The organism is Paenibacillus ferrarius, from assembly GCF_002027705.1.
Classification (GTDB): Bacteria; Bacillota; Bacilli; order Paenibacillales; family NBRC-103111; genus Paenibacillus_E; species Paenibacillus_E ferrarius.
Genome location: NZ_MBTG01000002.1, coordinates 142167 through 158461 on the forward strand (window position 1 = coordinate 142167; position 16295 = coordinate 158461).

Sequence of the window (16295 nt, forward strand, 5' to 3'; positions counted from 1 at the left end):
AGGAGAGTGCGGTGAATAGCTTGAACTCATTTTGTTAACCGTTGCGTTTTTGGAAATCGGTCATGAAGTCAGCGAGCGCTTTGCATGAGGCATAAGGAACAGCATTATACGTAGAAGCTCTCAAACCGCCGACACTGCGATGGCCTTTCAAGCCGACAAAACCGTTTTGTTCCGTTTCCTTGATGAACTTCTTCTCCAGCTCTTCGTCTTGCAAACGGAAGGTGATGTTCATGGAAGAACGGCTGCCTTTATCAACAGGACCACGGTAGAAACCGCCGCTTTGATCAATTGCGCTATAAATGAGGCCTGATTTCTCCAAATTGTTCTTCTCAATGACAGCTAGTCCACCCTGCTCTTGAATCCATTTCAATACCAGATTCACCATATAAATCGAATACACCGGCGGTGTATTGTAGAGGGAATTGTTTTTGCCATGGATTTCATAGCGAAGCATGGTTGGAATCGTTTTGGGCAGATCCTGAAGCAGATCTTCTTTGACAATCACCACCGTCACACCAGACGGACCGAGATTTTTCTGTGCGCCGGCATAAATCATCCCGAACTTCGAAACATCAACAGGGCGGCTTAGGATATCACTGGACATATCGCCGATAAGCGGTACATTTCCTGTATCCGGATAGCTTTGGAACTGAGCCCCTTCGATGGTTTCATTGGAGGTCACATGCAGATAAGCCGAATCCGGGTGAAGGCTAATGTCGCTTAAATCCGGAATTTTCATGAATTTCTGTTCTTGGGAGCTCGCTGCAATCGCCACTTCTCCGAACAGTTTGGCTTCTTGAATCGCTTTCTCTGCCCAAGCGCCCGTCAGCACGTAGCTGCCCACTTTGCCTGGCTTTAAGAAGTTAAGCGGAATCATCGCGAATTGAGTACTCGCCCCGCCTTGTAGGAATTGAATTTGGTAACCATCCGGAATGCTGAAAATTTGTTTCAATAATTGCTGTGTTTCATTATGTACTTGCTCATATTCAGCGCTGCGGTGAGAAATTTCCATGATCGACATGCCGATGCCTTTAAATTCGACAAGTTCTTCTTGTGCTTTTTGCAGTACTTCGAGCGGTAATGCTGCAGGCCCTGCGTTAAAGTTATAGGCCCTATTTCCCATGAGTGACCACACCTTTGCTTTTGTATTATGGCTATGATAGCAATATTCTCCTCATGCATCAAGTAAAACCTTCATTGGCAATGCTAGGAGAAGCCCAACTGCACAAGGGACATACAGCGAATAAGGAGTACGATTAACCGATGAATTCATTCGATAATGATGCAGCAACACAATCCAACCCTTTGGCCGCCTCGGAGCCCTATCGGCTGTTCGTGGGCATTGCGCTCCCGCCAGACGTGCAGCGGGAGCTCGAGCTCTGGGCAGGCAGCCTCCAGAAGGCGCTGCCTTTCCAGAAGTGGACGCATCCGCAGGACGTCCACGTGACGTTATGCTTCCTCGGCGATGCCTCCGCCGAGACTGCTCTGGCCCTGGCGCATGACCTGCGCCAAGTTGCGGCCGCGGCGCCGCCGCTGGCCCTGCGCGCCGAGGGACTCGGCGTGTTCGGGCCGCCGGCGGCGCCGGCTGCGCTGTGGGCGGGCGTCGCCGGCGACCTGGACGCGCTGGCTGCGCTGCAGCGCGCGGTCGCGGGCGCCTGCGCCCGCCATGGCTTCCCGGCCGAGGCTCGCGCCTATCGGCCGCACATCACCCTCGCCCGCCGCTTTCGCGCAGCGGCGGGGCCGTTCCGTCGCGCTGCCCTAGCGGCAGCAGGCGCGCCAGACGGCGGCTGGCCCGCGTGGCGGGTAGAGGACATTGTCCTCTACCGCAGCCACTTGGGCCGACAGCCCTCTTATGAACCTCTCGCCATTTGCCCATTGGCATGAAGTTCTAAGGAAGACAGCCTCGAATCCGCCCTGAGCCTGCCGAAAAAGCAGGCTCAACGCACGAAGATGGCTGCAGCCTCCGAAAGCACGCTGAGCCTACCAAAAAGGCCGTCTCCAGAGGAAGACAGCCTCGAATCCGCCCCGAGCCTGCCGAAAAGGCAGGCTCAAACACAAAGAAGGCCGCATCCTCGCGAAAGCACGCTAAGCCTACCAAAAAAGCCGTCCCATAAGCCAAATTTAGTAGGTAAGCCTCGATAGATGATGGGATCGATTACCTTAATGTGGTATGAAGGGGCTTCCCGATCAGATCAGATCATCCGAGTGTAAAAGCCTGCAAAAATACAGGAATTCCCGAGCGAATTCGGTTAAAAAGTGGAAATGCCTGCAATTGTGCAGGCATTTTTATCTTTTTCAGCCTCTCATCCAGAAAAAGTCTCAAAAGCCTGCACAAACGCAGGAATTTAATCATTGAGGCTATTCCAAGAGCAAAAAAGATGTATAATTGCAGGTTTATAGAAAGCAACTGGAACTAGAGCTCAAAGAAAGTAGGAGGCTCATCAAGTGATTATCAGAACCTGTAATAGCTACAATGAAATAGATCTGGATGCTCTATTTATACGCATGAAAGAAGATCACACGCAGAATGGCCAGTTTATGTCCTTCGAAACCGCCCCGAGCCCGCCGAAAAAGCAGGCTCAACACGCAAAGATGGCTGCATTCCCGCGAAAGCACGCTGAGCCTGCCGAAGAGCTTCAGCTTCTCCAGCCGTCTCATCCAGCCCCTCGCCCAAATTAATCCAGCAGCACTTCTGAGGCTGCGCCTCGAGCAAGCTCGAACATCCGCTGCAGCTGCTCAAGGGTGTTTCGCTCTACAGAAAGCGGCGGAAGCTCGTTCTCGCCAAAGAAGCCTACGCCGGTTGTTTCCAGACCGGCTTCTTCATGCGCTTTCCCGCCTGTCAGCTCACACAAGATAAACATCTTGTACACGTGGTTGGGTGAGGGCGGGTGAGCGTGCATTTTCTTATCCAAGACCGCCAGCAGCCTCACCGGCTTGACCTCATAGCCTGCTTCTTCATATGTCTCCTTCACAGCGACTTCCGATGGTGTAAGCCCGATATCCGCCCACCCTCCGGGCAGCGCCCATGCGCCATCTGCTCGCTCTTTGACAAGCAGCAGCTTGTTCTCCTGCAGAATAACTGCACGAATATCAACCTTTGGCGTCTGATACCCTTGCTCGCTCGCAAATAAATCCGTCACCTTATCCATCGGTGTATCTGTAAAGTGGCTCATCATCTCCACGCTGATCTTGCGCAGCGCCTCATACCTCTCCAAATCATAGCCATTCTCGCCATAGGTCAGTCCCGCTTGACTGATCGCTTGAATTTGTTTGGCCCAATCCAACCAAGGGATATTCATCAATTTCCCATCTCCGTTCCGCTATAATCGCTGAGGCCGCGATAGATCGCAACCATCTCCTCCAACCTCATTCGAACTAGTCCACTTGACGAAGGACACACATACTCAATGATACCTTCCACATATGGATCTGGCTGTGTCCCCCACTGCACACTTTTGCGGCCGCTGTATTGTTCGTATACGCCCTTACCAACGAAACAAACAACACTCGGCTGATAGGTCAGAATTTTTTGCTTCAATATAAGGCGTCCTTCTCGGTATTCATCCGCTGTAATTTCTGCAGCCGTCAAAGTGGGGCGAGCCACGATATTGGTAAAGCCGTAACCAAGCTCCAACAAATCCTGGTCCTCTTGCGGGGTATACAACCGCGGTGTGATTCCCGCCTGATTCAGAATACGATAGAAGCGGTTGCTTGGACTCGCATAATGATGACCGGTTTCACCGGATCGAAGACTCGGATTATATCCGACAAATAGAATTCTTAAACCCTCTCTCAGATGATCCGAGATAGGCTCAATCCCCATGATGAATACACCTCCTGCCTTTTCATATCTTTCCTTCTTAGATTACCATTTCAGATGAGCATACGAAAAGCCGAGGAAACCCCGGCTCTGCCTTAAATAAATTTTAAGTTCTCATACGATTTATTGAGCACCGCGGCTGCATCGCCTTTTAGCCATTTATCAATGAGCGTGTTGTACACCGAGCGGAAGTCCACCTCATACTTCAGATCTCCGTTGTCCAGATTGCTGAGACTTGGATACGCGCCATACAGGCCGCCGTTCACCTTCCCTCCGATCACAAACATGGGCGCGGCCGTTCCGTGGTCAGTCCCTCCACTGCCGTTCTCCTTCACTCGACGTCCGAATTCAGAAAACATCATGACCATCACACGATCCTGCAAACCTTGCGCCTCCAAATCTTTGTAGAAAGCGGTCAATCCTTCGTCGACCTGCGTTAATACTTTAGCATGCTGGACCTTCTCATCCGCATGGTCATCGAAGCCGCCAATTTGGACATTAAATACCCGGGTACCTGATTTGCCAGCCAGCAGCTTGGATACGAGTTGCAGATCCTTGGCAAAATTCGTCTTTGGATATTCGATTTTATTCGCGTAGGTAGCCGTTAAAGCTTGAATTGCTTCTACACTTTTGTAAGCCTCATACCCGCGTCCCGAAATGACACGCAGCTGTTCCACCTGATTTTGTGCACTATACATGTCCAAAAAAGCTTTGGTTAAACGATTCTTGTCAAGCATCGCCGTTTTCGGATCAATGAGATTATAGGTCTCAAGCGATTGTACTACAGGGAAACTCAGTTTATCCGAGGCAAATGCCTTGCTTCCTGATGCCCCAACTTGAACCGCTTTTAGCGGATTGTTGTTGCCGCGCAGCGAGGATTCGACATAACGGGCGAGCCATCCGCTGCGGCTAATCTTCTCTGGCTCAGCGGTTTGCCAAATTTCCATCGAGCGGAAGTGAGAGTGATCCGGCTCGGGATACCCTACACCCTGTATAACCGCCAATTTCCCAAGCTTATAAAGTGCTGACAAGCCAACAAGACTCGGGTGCAAGCCGACATGGTTATCCAGTGCCAATACATCCTTCTGTTGGTATGCCAGTGTAGGCCTCGAATCATAGTAGACACCTTGTCCATAAGGAATCAATGTATTAATCCCATCATTCCCTCCGCTTAATTGAACGACCACAAGCACAGGATTCTCGATATCATCCTCCAAGCTGCTGGCTAGAATCGATTTGCCTGTTTCCGTGAACAAAGCCCCGCCCAGCCCAAGTGTGGCGAACAGCGCAGTCCCTTTCAGGAGAAAATCCCTTCTCGTTAATTTCACTTCTTCACCCCCGCTATTTCATTTGAGCTTCCGGACTAATTAAGACTAATTGCAGCAAGCCTCTTAGACCTGAATTTTTCTGCTTCGTATGTACAATCGTATCCTCCGCATAAGCACTAAGCCCTGCCAACGTTTTATCCGACAAATTCGTGACATCTATTCGCTGACTCCACAGCTTCACCCACTCTTCAGAGCGATCCGTTTGCTGCGGTGTAAAATCAGGCGAGGCAAGCACCTTGAGATTCATCTGCTTGGCAATAGACTCTGCGAACTGGTACCTCGCTAAGAGCGTATTCGTATTCAACCACGAGGCTCCGCCTCTCCAGCCTGCAACATCGGGCGGAGAATACAATTCCTGCCCCATCTTCCTCATGGCTTGAGCGTGTCCTTTGGAGACCGTGATTTTAAGTGATTTCAAAATACCTGCCACATAATCAGCCGGCGTTTTGATCAATGCCATTCGCCATTTCTCTTCATAGAACTCGTCGGAGAGGAACAGTTCTTGAAGCACTTCTCCGATAGTGGCTTTGTTTACGATGTGAGCGGCTATTTGTTGAACCCAGCTTTCAGAAGGGTTATCCGCGGCAAAATATTTGAGCAGCTTGGTTGCCAAAAAGGTGGACAGCGTCTGCTGATGGACAATAATGTCAATGGCCGCCTCCGAATCCAAATTCCCTTTCTCACCGAGCAGCTGCTTCGTATCATTATCATGCTGCTTTTGATTAAAAGCGACCGTATTGTCCTTCTTGTCATACGTCCAGCCAGTGAACGCGCGTGCTGCTTCCTTGACGTCGCTTTCCGTATAATGACCAATCCCGAGGGTGAATAGCTCCATTACCTCACGAGCGTAATTCTCATTTGGTTTTCCTTTTTTATTGCGATTCACATCCAGCCAAATCATCATAGCGGGATCCTTGCTAATCGCAAGCAGCAGATCTTGAAAGTTGCCAAGAGCAAACTTGCGAAACAATGCATTCTGTTGCACCATTAAGGCAACATCATTAACTTTGTAATTCGCCGTTGCAAAATGGCCATGCCAAAACAAGGTCATTTTCTCGACCAGCGGCGCATCCGAATTAACCATCCGATAGAGCCAATACATTTGCTGGTCAGCCAATTGCATAGGGTCCAGCGCTTTCTTCCCATCAGCGGTTAATTGATCAAATGGGATTAACACGGATGCTTGTGTCAGCAAGCTTTCACCGGCTATTAGACGACGTACCGTCTCCTCACGGCCATGCGCCACGCAAGCGGCAATCTCTTCTTGCGCAGCGCCAAATCCGGCACGCAGCAATAAATGAACAACTTCCTTGTTGGTCCAGGGTAAGCTCATAATTTCCCTCCTCGCCCTAATTTCCAAACTGTACCATACAAATATGTCAAAAGTGTGTGGAAAACAAAAAATAAACCGAAAATTCCGGTTTATTTGGGGATCATTTATATAAAGTTCATTTATTCCAGGGCCATCTTATGAATTGACAGATAATTGTTTCGTTAAATCAAGGAAAGAACTTACGACACGTCGAACCCGTTTATCTAGATCCGGATGGATGTCGCTATGCGCCACATCAGCTTGAAAGCTTTTCCGTTGATCGCCGCCGATGGATAACCACTCTGGGCAATTAATGCCATGAAGGTTGCGTACAATCGTTTGCAGCTGGGTTAAGGAGCTAACGGCAATCGCTCCGCCTGCCGAGCTGACGGATAATACGGCTTTATTGTGGAAATAGTCCTGACTAATATGATCAAGCGCATTTTTAAGTACGCCTGAAATTCCGCTATGATACTCCGGCGTTGCAAGAACAATACCCTCGGCTTCATGCAGCGCATGCTTGTACGTCTCCAATGCTTCATGACCGCCGTGAGCATCATCCGGTGAATAGAAAGGAAGCGGAGATTGGTACAAATCAATCAGCTTGACCTGATGACCCTCTTGCTGGATCAGGTGCTGAATATATTGGCCTAACTTTGTACTTGTCGCTAATTTCTGATTACTTCCTGCTACAATGGTTATCTTCAACTTTCATCGTCCTTCCTTGCATCTATATAGTTCTACTATTATACAACATTTGCTATCAAATGGAATGGCTAATTGATAACTATTATCAGGAAAGTTTAATAATAAATAAGAGCCGCTTCTTCTATATGTACAATAGAAGAAGCAGCTCTTTCGTTATTCATGTATAAGTGCTAATGATTAGCAATCAAAGTAAAGGTTGTACTCGTGCGGGTGAATGCGGATTGCAACAGCTTTCGCTTCGCCGCGTTTCAATTCGATGTAGTTATCGATGAAATCTTGTGTGAATACGCCGCCTTCGATCAAGAAGTCGGAATCAGCTGCAAGTGCATCCAACGCCTCATCCAATGTACCTGGAACGCTGCGGATTTCAGCTTTCTCGCTATCTGACATTTCATAGATATTTGTATCGAAAGGACCGTATCCAAGAGCACGTGGATCGATTTTCTTTTTGATGCCGTCAAGACCAGCCATCAACATTGCCGCGAAAGCAAGGTATGGGTTAGCTGTGCTGTCTGGTGTACGGAACTCAATACGACAACCTTTAGGTGTCACAGCTGCGATTGGAATACGAACTGCTGCGGAACGGTTACCTTTGGAGAATACAAGGTTAACCGGCGCTTCGTAACCTGGAACCAGACGTTTGAAGGAGTTTGTGCTTGGGTTCGTCAAAGCGATCAAAGCTGGTGCATGGTAAAGGATACCACCGATATAGTTGATTGCCATTTCACTTAAGTTTGCATATGCTCCTTTTTCATAGAACAAAGGCTCGCTTCCGTCGAAGATGGACATGTGAACGTGCATACCGCTACCATTGTCACCAAACAGTGGCTTAGGCATGAAAGTTGCTACTTTGCCATATTCTCTAGCTGTGTTAGCAACGATATATTTGTATTTGAGCAGGTTATCTGCTGTTTTCGTCAATGTGTCAAAACGGAAGTTGATTTCAGCTTGACCAGCTGTAGCTACTTCGTGGTGGTGACGCTCGATGCGAAGACCTGCGTCAGCAAGCTTGTTACACATTTCGGAACGAATGTCTTGTTGGGAATCCATCGGAGCTACTGGAACATAGCCGCCTTTAACTGGAACTTTGTAAGCAAGGTTGCCGCCTTCTTCTTTACGGCCAGTGTTCCAACCTGCTTCTTCGGAATCAACTTCGAAGTAGGATTTGTTCATGCCATTTTCGAAACGAACGTCATCGAAAATGAAGAACTCGGATTCTGGTGCGAAGAATGCTGTAGTACCAACACCTGTTGTTTGCAAATATTCTTCTGCTTTTTGAGCAATGCTGCGTGGATCGCGATCATAACGCTCGCCTTCAGGCGTATGGATGTTACTCATGATAATCAAAGTTGGATGAGCTGTAAAAGGATCAATATAGGCAGTTTCTGTATCTGGCATCATTACCATGTCAGATTGTTCAATACCACGGAATCCTGGGATGGATGAACCGTCAAAAGCTACCCCATTTACGAAAGTATCTTCGTCTACTTCAGTAGCAGGCAAAGAAATATGCTGTGCTTTACCGGAAAGACCTACGAAACGAAAATCTACCCACTCGATGTTTTTTTCCTTGATAAGGTTCAACACGTTTTGAACTGACATTTAAAAAACCCTCCCATTTCCGTACATTCAACGTACTTTACATGATTAATGTTCAACTTTTGCTTGTTATCTTGCACATATTATATAGCGATAGAGCTTACACAGTCAATACTTATGTCAGGTATTTTTTATTAATGTGTAAGCTAATCTTACACTAATTCATATAATTGTCGCATATCCAAAAACAGGAAAACTGGTTTCTTCTATAGAGAAGAAAACCAGTCTTCGGAGAACATTTGGCGATTAGACCAAAATAGTTTCTTTTTGTGTATCGAACTTCTTACCAAGAAGTGGTGCCAACTTCTCAAGATCAACAAGCAGTTTGGCGAATTGGTCAGGGAACAGGGATTGTACGCCGTCACCTGTCATGGAATTATCAGGATCCGTATGCATCTCAATAATAAGACCATCTGCTCCTGCAGCTACGGAAGCTTTGGTCATTGGGACAACAAGTTCTCTGCGGCCTGTGCCATGACTTGGATCTGAGATGACCGGAAGATGGCTTAATTGTTTAAGTACAGGAATTGCTGACAAATCCAAGGTATTGCGAGTGTACGTTTCGAATGTTCGGATTCCGCGCTCACACAACATAACATTCGGGTTCCCGCCAGCTAAGATATATTCGGCTGCATTGAGGAATTCGTCATAAGTTGAACTGAAACCGCGTTTCAGCAAGACAGGCGTTTGAATCGTTCCCAGCTTGCGAAGAAGGTCAAAGTTTTGCATGTTGCGTGTCCCTACTTGCAGGATATCTGCGTACTCCGCGCATACATCCACATATTCCGGCGTCATGACTTCTGTAATTGTCAGCAAGCCATGCTTCTTGCCCGCTTCCGCCATCATGATCAAGCCTTCCACGCCTACGCCTTGGAAGCTGTATGGCCCTGTTCTCGGTTTGAATGCGCCGCCGCGCAGAACCTGACCGCCTGCCGCTTTGACCAAACGGGCAATTTCATCGATTTGTTCCGGTGTTTCTACCGCACAAGGACCACCCATGACAACTAGCTGTTCGCCGCCGATTTCAACGCCTTTGATCTTAATAACTGTGTCAGCCGGATGGAAGTCACGGCTTGCTAATTTGTAGGACTTGGAAATTTTCACGACTTGTTCAACTCCTGATAATTGACGTAACTGTTCTGCCAGCTTAGGATCTGCTTGACCAATAATACCGATGACAGTTCGATCCTCGCCTTTCGAAACATGAGCTGTGACACCTTGCTTCTCAATAAATTGGACAATTTCCTGAATACGCTCATCTGTTGTGTTATGGGATGTAATGGCGATCATATGGACACACTCCTTTTGTTATATGGGTCGTTTCACTATATCACTTCAACGCTTGTTCGCTTCTATGCTTCTACGCTTTTAACCACTAAAGTAAATATACAACGCTTGACGAATATTCGTCAAGCGTTAATTTATTTGCTTATTCTTTTGTATGTGAAGCTACTAGTTGATCCTTGCGGAGTTTGCGTTTTTCTTTGCGACGATTCGAATGATACTTAAGCAAGAGCATGACCGGGAAATAGGCGATGAGTCCAAGAATGGTTCCCACAACCATACCGCCGACAATCAAGTCCAAGCCGCTCCTAATAATATTAGAGAGCATATGCGGTAAATGATGGATCAGGTAAACCTTGAAGTGCTTCGGCACCAGCCAATCTCCGACTTGCTTGTTCAGGATTGAGAACGGGATATAAATGATTTTACCAAACACAAAACCAATCAGCGCCGCTGGCAAATTAGCCCTTAGTAAGTAGACCAAGGGAAAGATAAGAACGAAAGCAAAACCTGCCGTAGGCAAAGTAAACATTTCTATGGCTAAGCCAATGGAAAAACCTCGCGCTACCTTAGACGGACCGCCTTTGGCCCGCAGAAGACCTAAATATTTATATCTAAACCAGCGTTTTGTGCTTTTCCAATCGTAGCGAGTTTTCATCATTTTCACCTTCTGAGTGCTCTGCATGCTGGTCTCAATCCCGCCCTGTGGAATAATGAAGGTTTACTCACTGCTGGCTGCTTTGGTTTTCACAGCTGGAATGAGCTTCTTCATATTAATAGTACGTGTAATTCCCCAACTGGTTTCATCTTTCGGATCATAAGCTTCCAGGTAAGTTATGACTTCTTTGGTAATAGGAGTCGGTGTTGAAGCGCCTGAGGTTACACCCACCTTCCGCACGTTTTCCAACCAATGACGGTTCATTTCGGAGACATCAGATATTCTATACGCTCTGACTCCTGCAATTTCCTCTGAAACTTGCGCTAGACGATTCGAATTGTTGCTTTTCGGATCTCCGACGACGATCACAAGATCGACTTCCTTCGCTTGTTCCGCCACCGCTTCTTGTCGCACCTGCGTGGCAAGACAAATTTCATTATGAATTTCAGCTTTTGGAAAAAGCTCCAACAACCGATTCATAATGTGCTTGATATCCCACTGACTCATCGTCGTTTGATTCGTGATGATAATACGCTGTGCTCGAATGTTCAGAAGATTAGCTTCCTCAACCTTCTCGATCAGATGCACATGCCCAGGAGCTACGCCAACAGCACCTTCCGGCTCAGGATGGTTCTTCTTGCCTATATAGATGATCTCATAGCCATCGGCTACTTTTTCACGAATTAAATCGTGCGTCTTGGTAACATCCGGACAAGTCGCATCAACGACAGTCAGCCCTTTATCCCTTGCCCGGCGTCTGACTTCAGGTGAAACACCATGCGCTGTGAAGATGACAGTCCCTTGCTCAATTTGTTCAAGAATTTCAAGACGGTTCTCACCATCAAGGGTAATAACTCCTTCTTCTTTGAAAAAATCCGTCACATGCGCATTGTGAACAATCATGCCTAATATATAAATAGGTCTGGGAAGATTTAAGTTTTTAGCTGTTTGCATAGCAAGTGCCATAGCGTCTACGACACCATAACAATAGCCTCTCGGAGATATTCGAACGACTTCCAATTCTTCCACCTGCCTGTATAATCATATTTCCTTTTATTATAGCTGATTACACAGGCAGAGGAAAGTTAGCCGGCAACCAGATCATAAAGCTGCTGCCTTCATCCTTGCGAGTGGTTACTTCGACAGAGCCGCCGTGTTCATCTATAATCCATTTGGCAATGGATAAGCCAAGTCCCGTACCGGTTGTTAAGCCCCGTGATAAATCAGCGCGATAGAATCTGTCAAAGATGTGAGGAATATCTTCCTTATCCATTCCTATTCCCGTGTCGGTAATTTGGATACCAATAAAATTATGCGTACTTGATACCTCGAAAGATACGGTCCCCGAAGGTGTGTACTTAAAGGCATTTTCAATAAAAATAAACAACAGCTGCTGCAAATAGTCACGGTTGCCCTGCACCACTGCGTTGTCTAGAGCATCCAGCTCGCCAACTCGCCAAACGGCTGTATGTTCAAGGAGTTGAGCTCTCCTCGTCACTTCCTGCACAAGCGGAAGCATCTCAATCGGCTTCTTCTCCATAAGAATGCCCGCATCCGCTCTGGCCAGTGCCAACAGATCGTTGACCAGCCGGCTCATACGCTGCGCTTCTCCTGCAATATCATGCATAGCCTCCAAGGACATCTGCATCTGCTCCGGGGTGGAGAGCTCTGTGCTTCCGGATGTTTGTTTCCACATCTTCTCCAGCAAATCAACGTTGCCGCGGATCGTCGTAAGCGGAGTTCGCAGCTCATGCGAGGCATCCGAAACAAATCTGCGCTGAGCTCTGTACGCTTCATCCAGCTCTAAATAGGTGATTTGGATTCGGGACAACATCCCGTTAATCGTTTGGGTGAGACGACCTATTTCGTCCAAGGGTCCCTCGTATAAGATCCGTTTCTCCAAATCATCACCGCTGCCAATCTGGTTTGCGGCTTCAATGACGCGTTCGATCGGCTTAAGCGCTTTACGCGCTAAGAACCACCCTAAGGAAGCTGCTACGATAATCGTTAGCAAAGCCCAAATAAAGAGCGTATTTCTAAGCGTTACGGACGTTCGCTCATAGCTGCCAATCGGCACAGCGGCTTGAAGGATACCGATAAGCTGGTCCTGTCCATTAGCTTTCCCCCAGATGGGTTGATGATAAATAAGGAAATCTTGTCCAAGCACCTTGGTTTTTTCAAAAAATCCATCATCACCCTGCTGCAATCGTTCAATCACATTTTTCGCTAACGGCAAGGTCACATCATAAAACTGCAAGTTGGCAGAACGATTAAAACTTTTGAGCGCCACATTATATAATTGCAAAAACGTATTCGTTGAATAAAAATCTCTGCTTTCTAGTTCCAAATCGACAACAAGCCCTTTTTGGGAAAGGGCGAAGCTCTTCTGGATACGTTGAGAAGTATTGCCCGCTTCTCGCTTGACATCCTGCCGAATTTGGTCATAAAGAAAGTAATTCAAGAAAAAATAAAGGACAATCCCAAAAAGCAGCATAGTCAACGCCAATATTCCTGAATACCAAAGCGTTAGTCGAAGGCGAAGAGACATCTTAATTCTCTCCTCTCAACACATACCCTGCTCCCCGCACCGTCTGAATTAATCGTTTATGCCCGAATTCCTCTGTTTTTTGGCGCAGCAGCGCAATATAAACCTCGAGAACATTGGATTCTCCACTGTAATCATAGCCCCATATTTTTTCCATAATAACGTCTCGAGACAGTACTCGTTTCGGATTCTGCATGAATAAATGGAGCAAATCAAATTCCTTCGTCGTTAGCTCAATCAGCTTCTCGCCACGGAAAACCTCACGCGTATCAAGATCCAAGATGGTATCTTCATAATTCAGACGATTCGTCTGCTGCTCTGGACGCTCCATTCTCCGCCTAAGTAGAACGCGCACTCTTGCCAACAGTTCCTCCAGCGCAAAGGGCTTGACCAAATAATCGTCAGCACCAAGATCCAAGCCTTTGACACGATCGCTAATTTCATCTTTGGCCGTCAGCATAAGAATCGGCACCTCGCTGCCGCCTTCACGAACCCGGCGCACAACTTCCCAGCCGTCAATATGCGGCATCATAACATCTAGAATGAGCAGGTGAGGCTCTGTTCTCAACATTTGCTTAAGACCATCAGCACCATTGCTTGCAGTCTCCACCGAATATCCTTCAAAAGCCAAGCCGCGTCTAAGCATAGACGTAATTTTCTCGTCGTCATCGATTACCATAATGTTTTCTCTCATCGGTGAGCCCCCTTCTTTCTTTCTATTGTACCAAAATCCGCCACAAGCAAAAAGAAGCAGAGCCTGCAAGCTTGCGGCCGCGGGTCTCCACTTCCTTTTATACTTACACTAGTCTTATTCAGCAGGTGTTTCCGCTAGCGAGTTTTTGTCCCCAACGGTTACAGGCACTTCCATACGTTTGCCATCTCGAATAAGACCTAAGGTTACTTTGTCGCCAACCTTCGTACCTTGAACCTTCGTGATTAACTCTTGCGAATTTTTCACCTTGGCTCCATTGATATCTACAATCACATCATATTGGCGCAATCCAGCTTGGAAAGCAGGGCTTTTCCGTTGAACGCTGCCAACCAATGCCCCATCCGTGTTAGATAGCTTCAGTTCGCTTACCCAGTCTTTGCCAATGTCTTGAAGACCAACACCCAAGTAAGGAACAGGTTCCTTCGGGATTTGGACGTTGTTTTTAAGGTTTTCAAGAACAGAAGAGATCGTGCTAGTCGGAATCGCAAATCCGATACCTTGTGCTTGAGAGCTAACCGCTGTATTAATTCCGATAACTTCCCCATTCAAGTTAAGCAAAGGTCCGCCAGAGTTACCAGGGTTAATGGAAGCATCTGTCTGGAGTAAATGCTTGTATTCGCGAGTTCCTTTGGAATCCGGGATACTGATTGGACGTTCCTTCGCACTCAATACACCCACAGTTACTGTGTGGTCAAAGCCGTACGGGTTACCGATAGCAACAACCCAATCGCCTACATTTACGTCTTCTGCTTTACCCAGTGGAAGAATCGGGAATTCTTTGTCGCCTTCGATTTTGAGTACAGCCAAGTCTAAATCGTAGCTGTTCCCTAATAATTTAGCCTTAAACGGCTTATCGTAGCCTTCAACCGTTACTTGGATTTCATCAGCACCGTCTACAACATGCTCATTGGTTAAGATATAACCGGTTTTTTCGAAAATAAACCCTGTTCCCATGCCTGCTGGCTGCAATTCACCAGTACCGGAATCTTGTTTGTTGCTCTTAGGTGTTGTACTGCCGCCGCCGTTATCCCCAAAGAATTGGCGGAAGAACGGATCGTCGAAAAGGGAGTTGCCGCCACCGTTGCTGCGAGTAGACTGCTTCGTTTTCACCAAAGACTCCACTTTTACGATCGCAGGACCTGCGTTTTGAGCAATCGCCGCAATATTCCCTGGACGAACAACATCTAGTCCCACATTTTTCACTTCGCCGCCGCTGCTATTCGATCCATTGGTCGAAGATACCGTCGTACTGCCTGATGCAAGCGGTTTGGGATTGCCTGTGAACATGTTCATCTTATCAGCGGTAAACATGAGAGCTCCTACAACCAATGCCCCAGCCATGAAAGCCGCGAACACGCTTTTCACAGATGAACGTTTCTTAGCATGATTCGGATCCCATGGTCCTTGTCCCTGCGAATTCGTAACATCGGGTCCGAAGCTGAAGGGACGCAGGTTTTTGGGAGGCGTTACTTCTACACTGGAAGTTCCCTCAGTTCCTGATGCGGAGGTCACCAAGGATTCTTGTTCATTATTCTCATTAAATGCCGATTTGTAGGGACCATAGGAATAGTAGTAAGAAGGCCGCTCTTTGCTGAGTTCCTGCGGCTCCTGATGATTGGCGTTGTCAGGCGTTTCCTTGTTCGTGTTATCGCTATTGTTGTTCTGCGACTTAAAAAAATCGCTATAGTCTTTTTTGTTATCTTCCATGGTCTTACCTCCAATTGTTTAATAAAGTTATAAGTGCATGTACTTGTTGGTTGATGTCTTTGTTGTCTATAGCTCTATCATGCACCCACAACCTTAAACGAATATTAAAAAACAATAAAATGGAGGTAAAAAAAGGGCTTTATTACTGGAGCCAAGCTTGCTCTACTTTTTGAAGCAATCCTGTCGCTTCCTTCACCCATTTATCTTCAATGTCGGCATCAGCGTCCAGCGGAGTTTGGAACTGATCAATGAGCGCACCATAGGTTTCCGCTTCCGCCTCTTGATCCAGCCCTTCATTATACACATGCTTCAGCACAAAAGGAGTTCCGACTTCTACAATCGCATCGGTAGCTTCTGTATCCCCGTCGATTCTTCCCGTGACCACTTGGAAAGGAATCCGCAGCCACACTTTATGCCCTTCATCCAAATAGCGATCGAAATAGCCATGATCATAGTCCCAATTGCCGCCTAAGGCGAAATCGAATTCATGCAAATGATCACGTACACTGTCAAAGGATTCTTGCACTTGCTCCAACGTTGATGATAAAGTTTTCATTCTGGCACTCCCTTAGCGCTCATATTATTTGTCTTACGCATAGAGTGTGCCAAAATGTAGTTTTTA

The 16295-nt window shown here is 47.1% G+C and carries 16 protein-coding genes; 2 read left to right on the plus strand and 14 right to left on the minus strand.

The window, feature by feature from the left end:
- Positions 1-34 precede the first annotated feature (34 nt).
- Complete coding sequence (gene serC, locus BC351_RS03370) at positions 35-1123, minus strand: 3-phosphoserine/phosphohydroxythreonine transaminase (protein WP_079409301.1); 1089 nt, start codon at positions 1121-1123, stop codon at positions 35-37.
- 140 nt (positions 1124-1263) lie between these two features.
- Here serC and thpR point away from each other — a divergent pair, with 140 nt between their 5' ends.
- The gene (gene thpR, locus BC351_RS03375; RefSeq protein WP_079409302.1) at positions 1264-1884 is read left to right on the plus strand and encodes an RNA 2',3'-cyclic phosphodiesterase; all 621 of its coding nucleotides are present in this window, start codon (positions 1264-1266) and stop codon (positions 1882-1884) included.
- Between the two features lie 561 nt (positions 1885-2445).
- On the plus strand, positions 2446-2679 hold the full coding sequence (locus tag BC351_RS03380; protein ID WP_079409303.1) for a hypothetical protein: 234 nt from the start codon (positions 2446-2448) through the stop codon (positions 2677-2679).
- Here BC351_RS03380 and BC351_RS03385 read toward each other — a convergent pair.
- From BC351_RS03385 to BC351_RS03445, 13 genes are all read right to left on the minus strand, one after another.
- Positions 2676-3299 carry an NUDIX hydrolase gene (locus BC351_RS03385; RefSeq protein ID WP_079409304.1) on the minus strand — a complete coding sequence of 208 codons (624 nt, stop codon included), beginning with the start codon at positions 3297-3299 and terminating at the stop codon, positions 2676-2678. The genes BC351_RS03380 and BC351_RS03385 overlap by 4 nt on opposite strands.
- Positions 3299-3817, minus strand: a complete 519-nt coding sequence (gene mug / locus BC351_RS03390; RefSeq protein ID WP_144028269.1) for a G/U mismatch-specific DNA glycosylase — start codon at positions 3815-3817, stop codon at positions 3299-3301. Before mug ends, BC351_RS03385 begins: the two co-directional genes overlap by 1 nt.
- A 98-nt stretch (positions 3818-3915) precedes the next feature.
- Positions 3916-5148 (minus strand): DUF1501 domain-containing protein, encoded by a 1233-nt coding sequence (locus BC351_RS03395; protein WP_079409306.1) that lies wholly within the window; start codon positions 5146-5148, stop codon positions 3916-3918.
- 13 nt (positions 5149-5161) lie between these two features.
- A complete protein-coding gene (locus BC351_RS03400; RefSeq protein ID WP_079409307.1) occupies positions 5162-6481 on the minus strand; it encodes a DUF1800 domain-containing protein in 1320 nt (439 codons plus the stop codon).
- Positions 6482-6616: 135 nt separating this feature from the next.
- A complete protein-coding gene (locus tag BC351_RS03405; protein WP_079409308.1) occupies positions 6617-7168 on the minus strand; it encodes an NADPH-dependent FMN reductase in 552 nt (183 codons plus the stop codon).
- Positions 7169-7345: 177 nt separating this feature from the next.
- On the minus strand, positions 7346-8770 hold the full coding sequence (gene glnA / locus BC351_RS03410) for a type I glutamate--ammonia ligase (RefSeq protein WP_079409309.1): 1425 nt from the start codon (positions 8768-8770) through the stop codon (positions 7346-7348).
- Between the two features lie 243 nt (positions 8771-9013).
- Positions 9014-10057, minus strand: coding sequence for a 3-deoxy-7-phosphoheptulonate synthase (gene aroF, locus BC351_RS03415; protein WP_079409310.1), 1044 nt, complete (start codon positions 10055-10057; stop codon positions 9014-9016).
- Positions 10058-10196: 139 nt separating this feature from the next.
- The gene (locus tag BC351_RS03420; protein WP_244208876.1) at positions 10197-10712 is read right to left on the minus strand and encodes a DUF2062 domain-containing protein; all 516 of its coding nucleotides are present in this window, start codon (positions 10710-10712) and stop codon (positions 10197-10199) included.
- 60 nt (positions 10713-10772) lie between these two features.
- Positions 10773-11729, minus strand: a complete 957-nt coding sequence (locus BC351_RS03425) for a 4-hydroxy-3-methylbut-2-enyl diphosphate reductase (RefSeq protein ID WP_079409312.1) — start codon at positions 11727-11729, stop codon at positions 10773-10775.
- A gap of 46 nt (positions 11730-11775) precedes the next feature.
- Positions 11776-13257: a sensor histidine kinase gene (locus tag BC351_RS03430; RefSeq protein WP_079409313.1), complete on the minus strand. Its 1482-nt coding sequence runs from the start codon at positions 13255-13257 to the stop codon at positions 11776-11778.
- 1 nt (position 13258) lies between these two features.
- Complete coding sequence (locus tag BC351_RS03435) at positions 13259-13948, minus strand: response regulator transcription factor (protein WP_079409314.1); 690 nt, start codon at positions 13946-13948, stop codon at positions 13259-13261.
- A 114-nt stretch (positions 13949-14062) separates the two neighbouring features.
- Complete coding sequence (locus tag BC351_RS03440; RefSeq protein ID WP_079409315.1) at positions 14063-15673, minus strand: S1C family serine protease; 1611 nt, start codon at positions 15671-15673, stop codon at positions 14063-14065.
- 142 nt (positions 15674-15815) lie between these two features.
- Positions 15816-16229, minus strand: a complete 414-nt coding sequence (locus tag BC351_RS03445; protein ID WP_079409316.1) for a YugN family protein — start codon at positions 16227-16229, stop codon at positions 15816-15818.
- Positions 16230-16295 lie beyond the last annotated feature (66 nt).